4 protein-coding genes and 1 pseudogene are annotated in these 4,796 nt (G+C 67.5%); 1 reads left to right on the top strand and 4 read right to left on the bottom strand.

What is annotated here, in order from left to right; all coding sequences use genetic code 11:
• The 3 genes from ACILRA_RS19885 to ACILRA_RS19875 all read right to left on the bottom strand — a co-directional run.
• On the bottom strand, positions 1-2,363 hold a 2,363-nt coding region (locus tag ACILRA_RS19885; protein ID WP_395663793.1), incomplete at its 3' end, for a chromosome segregation SMC family protein.
• A 39-nt stretch (positions 2,364-2,402) separates the two neighbouring features.
• Positions 2,403-3,020, bottom strand: a complete 618-nt coding sequence (locus tag ACILRA_RS19880) for a DsbA family protein (RefSeq protein ID WP_395663792.1) — start codon at positions 3,018-3,020, stop codon at positions 2,403-2,405.
• Positions 3,021-3,059: 39 nt separating this feature from the next.
• Positions 3,060-3,533 (bottom strand): DUF721 domain-containing protein, encoded by a 474-nt coding sequence (locus ACILRA_RS19875; RefSeq protein ID WP_395663791.1) that lies wholly within the window; start codon positions 3,531-3,533, stop codon positions 3,060-3,062.
• 65 nt (positions 3,534-3,598) lie between these two features.
• On the opposite strand from ACILRA_RS19875, the gene mutY reads away from it, so the two are divergent.
• Entirely contained in the window at positions 3,599-4,663 is a 1,065-nt protein-coding gene (mutY, locus tag ACILRA_RS19870; RefSeq protein ID WP_395663790.1) for an A/G-specific adenine glycosylase, read from the top strand.
• Here mutY and ACILRA_RS19865 read toward each other — a convergent pair.
• Positions 4,660-4,796: pseudogene (locus tag ACILRA_RS19865) on the bottom strand (HAD family hydrolase); the annotation flags it as partial. The gene mutY and the pseudogene ACILRA_RS19865 sit on opposite strands and share 4 nt — an antisense overlap.

Genomic DNA, 4,796 nt, shown 5'->3' with positions numbered 1-4,796 from the left:
GCGTCGATGGCCCTGATCCGGTCGGCGCGGGCCTTTGCCTCGCGCTCGAGCCCGTCATGCTTCGCACGTGCCTCCGCATAGGCCGCGCGCTCGCCGTTCACGGCGTTGCGCAGCTGGTTCAGCTCCGCCTGCAGCGAATCGAGTTCCGGCAGGGCGTCGGCCTCGGCGCGTGCCGCATCGAGGCTGGCGCCGGTTTCCGCGCGCGCCTGTTCGATTCGCCGCTGCGCCTCCTCAAGGGCGCTGGTCTGGGCCAGTTGCTCGGCAACCTGACGCTCATGGGTGGTCAGCGCCCGGCGGGCGAATTCGGCGGCGGACAAGGCGGCGCGGTGCGCCTCGCGGGTCTCGCGTTCGCTCATTGCGGCAGCCTCGACGGCGGCGCGGGCGGTTTCGAAGCGTGCCCTCGCTTCGTCTGCGGCATCGATCGCCACCGCCATCTCGACTTCGAGCGAGGCCAGGCGATTCCTCTCCGCCAGGCGCTTCGCGGCGGCGCTCGGTGCATCGGCGGCGGCAGTGAAGCCGTCCCAGCGCCACACGTCACCCTCGCGGGAGACGAGGCGCTGTCCGGGCCTCAGCTGCGGCTGCAGTGCCTGGCCCAGGGCCTTCGACACCACGCCGATGTGTGAGAGCCGGCGCTGCAGGGCTGGCGGCGCCTCAACGAAGCGGCTCAAGGGCTCTGCTCCCTCGGGCAATGCGGCGGTGCCGGACAGTGGCGGCAGGCCACGCCAGTGGACCGGCGCGCCTTCGTCGGCAGAGGCGTCGATGTCGTCACCCAGCGCGGCGCCAAGTGCGGCTTCATAGCCGTTGGTGACCTTAAGCAGGTCGACGAGCGATGGCCAGAGATCGCCACCCCCGGCCTTCAGCAGGTTGGTCAGTGTACGGACTTCCGTCTGCAGCCGGTCAGCCCTGCGGCGGGCCTCATCATGGGCGGCACGGCTATCGGCCTCGACTGTGCGCGCAGCGCGCACGCCCGATTCCGCCTCGCCCACCGACTCCTCGAACTGCAAGGCCTCGGCGATGGCGTGCTCGACGGCGGCAGACAGCTTGGCGCCGTCCCCCTCGACCACGTAACGCGCCATCAGCGCGTCGCGCCTGGCAGTGGTCTCCGCCAATTCCCGGTCAAGCCGCTGAAGGCGCGAGGCGTGTTCCTCGATCGCGCGGAGAATGGCGTTGCGGCGGGCGGTGAGCTCGGAGAGCTTGGCCCCCGCCTCGTCCGCGGCTTCCTGGGCACGGGCCAGCGCGTCGGCGGCCTGCTGCAGCGCCACGGCGGCCTCGGCACGGATCTCGCCGTCGGAGCCGCTCGATGCCTTGAGCGTTTCGCTCTCTTCCGCAAGGTTTGTCAGCACGCGGCCGGTGTCGTTCAGCAGTTCCTGCTCGCGCATGAGGTCGGCGTTGATCTGCCCGATGCGCTGGTCGAATTCCTTGCGGCGCTCGCCCGCGCGGCGCTCTTCCTCGTCCAGCACGTTGCGCTCATGGCTGACGCGCTGGAGCACGGCGGCGCGCACCGCCTCCTGCTCGCGAAGGCCCGGCAGCTTCTCGCCCAGTTCATCGCGCAGGCGGAGCTTCTCGGAGGCCTGGCGCGTGTGCTCCGCGAGGATGCGGGTGGCCTCGTCGAGGGCCGCGGCGTCACGCTCTGCGGTGTCTGCCGCATCGCGCCAGTTCACGTAGAGGCCCATCGCCTCAAGCCGGCGGATGTCGGCGGAGAGCGCCTTGTACTTGGTGGCCTGGCGCGCCTGGCGCTTCAGGCTGTTCAGCTGTGTTTCGAGCTGTGCGGTAACGTCATCGAGCCGCGTGAGGTTCTGCTCCGCCGCGCGAAGCTTCAGTTCCGCCTCGTGGCGCCGCGTATGAAGCCCGGTGATGCCCGCGGCCTCTTCGAGGATCAGGCGGCGCGCCTGCGGCTTGGCATTGATGATCTCGCCGATCTGGCCCTGCCGCACGAGTGCCGGCGAACGCGAGCCCGTCGAGGCGTCGGCGAAGAGCAACTGCACGTCACGCGCCCGCACGTCCTTGCCGTTGATGCGGTAGGCGGAGCCCTCGTCGCGCTCAATGCGGCGGGAAATCTCGAGGGTCTCCTGGTCCTGATAGTGCGGTGGTGCGGAGCCGTCGTCGTTCGACAGCGTCACCAGCACTTCCGCCATGTTGCGGGCCGGGCGCTGCGTGGTGCCGGAGAAGATGACGTCGTCCATGCCGGAGGCGCGCATGGACTTGTAGGAGCTTTCGCCCATCACCCAGCGCAGCGCCTCGAGCAGGTTCGACTTGCCGCAGCCATTGGGGCCGACGACACCGGTGAGGCCGGGCTCGATCATAAGGTCCGTCGGCTCCACAAAGGACTTGAATCCCGAAAGCCTCAACCGTGTGAATTTCATCTTGAGCCCGTGCCCCTCAAAAAAATGCCGCTCCCCGGATCAGAGGAGCGGGTCGATCGCAGCCTTGAACGCCTCGAACGTGCGCTCGCCATCGAACTTTTCGCCATTGATGAAGAAGCTCGGCGTGCCGTCAACGCCGAATTTCGAGCCGCCCTCGCGGATCTCGAGGATGCCCTTGGCAAGCGCCTCGTTCTTCAGCGTCTCGTCGAACTTCGCCTGGGTGAAGCCCGCCTGCCTGGCAATGTTGAACAATCCCTCCGCGGGGTTCTTGGTCCAGGTCTCAAGGGTCTCGAAGAACACGTCCATCAGCGGGAAATAGGCATCCTTCGGCGCGGAGCGGGCGATCATGAAGGCGGCCAGCGCTGCATCGTTGGTGGGGAATTCGCGGAAGATGTAGCGGATCTTCTTGGTGTCGACATATTCCGCCTTGAGTTTCTTCCACGCGTCCTTGTGGTAGGCGGCGCAATGCGGGCAGGTGGCCGAGGCATATTCGATGATGGTGACTTTCGCGCCCTCTTCGGCGCCCAGCGCCATGTCGCCGAGTGCTGGCGGCTTCATCAGCTCGGCCTTGTCCAAGGCAAAGGCTGGCGTGGTGGCGCCCAGCGCCGCAAGCGCGGCGCCGGCAAGGAGGATGTGACGGCGGGAGATCATGTTCATGACGGTTACCTACTAGATGTTGGGGGTTGAAACAAAAAGTTATTTGCCTTGTGGAGAACTCCGGGAGACCGCCGCCACACTGCGCCCCAGGCGCTCGAGCGCGGCCTTGAGGGGGCTGTCCTCCAGAGATGCAAGCTCTTGTTCACAAACAGGTTTTTCTGGAACTGGGGGTGGCTTGGCGGATTGCGGCAGACGTGCCTGCCCCTGCATGACCTTGATCCCCGCGATCGCGCCATAGCCAAAAAAGCTGTTGATGCGCGCCACGATGCGGGACGCTTCATATTGTAGTTCCAGCGCCCGGCCGGGTTCTGCGCGGATGATCAGCGTTCCGCCCTGCTTCTGCGCCTCCTCGCCCGCGCCGCGCGGCCACCTGATGCGCTCGGGTGCTGACACCCGGGCCAGTTCGCTGCCCACGATCGCCTCCCAGTTGGCCACCACGTCGGCCTGCGCAAAGCCATAGCGCGCGAAGGCGGCCTTGGTGATCTCGCGGAAATGCTTGGAGAGAGTTTCCATTGCCGGACTTGTGCAGTGATCTGTATCGTGGGCTTATAACAGGAGTTGTTTGTTTGCGCAGCAGCATGGCCAGAAAAGGGCCAAGTCCCGGCAGGGCCTCACAATTACTTGATTGGTATGACGCCCACGCCCGCGTACTGCCCTGGCGCGCCAAGCCCGGCGTGGCGGCGGACCCCTACCGCGTCTGGCTCTCGGAAATCATGCTGCAGCAGACCACGGTCCAGGCGGTGAAGGCCTATTTCGAGAAATTCGTGGCGCTCTGGCCGAAGGTGGAGGCGCTGGCCGGGGCCCCCCTCGACGACGTGCTGAAGGCCTGGGCCGGGCTCGGCTATTATGCCCGGGCGCGCAACCTGCATCACTGCGCGCGCGAAGTCGTGTCGCGCTTCGGCGGCCGCTTTCCGGAAACGGAGGCTGAACTCCGGACGCTTCCGGGCATCGGCCCCTACACCGCAGGCGCCATCGCCGCGATCGCCTTCGGCGGGCGGCATGCGGCGGTCGACGGCAATGTCGAGCGTGTCATCAGCAGGCTTTATGCCATCGAGACGCCGCTCCCCGATTCAAAGCCCGAGATCCGCGAGAAGGCCCAGGCCCTGGTGCCGGAGCAGCGTGCGGGCGACTTCGCCCAGGCGATGATGGATTTGGGCGCCACCATCTGCACCCCGCGCGATCCCAACTGCCTCATCTGTCCGTGGGCGGAGCATTGCGAAGGCCGCATCTCGGGCCTTGCGCCCTCGCTGCCGCGCAAGAAGCCGAAGAAGAAGGTGCCCACGCGCCGCGGCACCGCCTTCTGGATCGAGCGGGCGGATGGCGCGGTGCTGCTGCGGCGCAGGCCGGAGAAGGGACTGCTCGGCGGCATGATGGAGGTGCCCTCCACGCAATGGGGCGAGGCGCCCGCATCGCCTGAGGCCGAAGCGCCCCTTGCCGCGCGCTGGCGGGTTCTGCCGGGCACGGTGGCGCACACATTCACGCACTTCCACCTCGAACTCACCGTCTGGCGCGCCGAGACCGTGCAGGACGGCGAATTGCGTGAGGATGGCGACTACCGCTGGACGGCCCGCCACGACCTGAGCGGCGAGGCCCTGCCCACCGTCATGCGCAAGGTCGTCGCCCATGTGCTGGGCGAAGGCTAGCGCCGCCCGCCCACCTCGTCGATATGTGCGAGCAGATCTGCCGGGTCTTCGTACACGCGATAGGCCCCGGCCCGCTCGAGTTCCTCCGTGCCATAGCCGCCGGAGAGGAGGCCGATGCCAAGCGCCCGTGCGC

Source organism: Aestuariivirga sp. (assembly GCF_044239095.1).
GTDB lineage: Bacteria > Pseudomonadota > Alphaproteobacteria > Rhizobiales > Aestuariivirgaceae > Aestuariivirga.
The sequence above is the reverse complement of the archived record's forward strand: the minus strand, read 5'-3'. Positions and strand labels throughout refer to the sequence as shown.

Bases quoted from the DNA above. Each gene is read 5' to 3' on its own strand.
- ACILRA_RS19880 (WP_395663792.1), bottom strand. From the start codon at position 3,020: ATGAACATGATCTCCCGCCGTCACATCCTCCTTGCCGGCGCCGCGCTT.
- ACILRA_RS19875 (WP_395663791.1), bottom strand. From the start codon at position 3,533: ATGGAAACTCTCTCCAAGCATTTCCGCGAGATCACCAAGGCCGCCTTC.
- mutY (WP_395663790.1), top strand. From the start codon at position 3,599: ATGGCCAGAAAAGGGCCAAGTCCCGGCAGGGCCTCACAATTACTTGAT.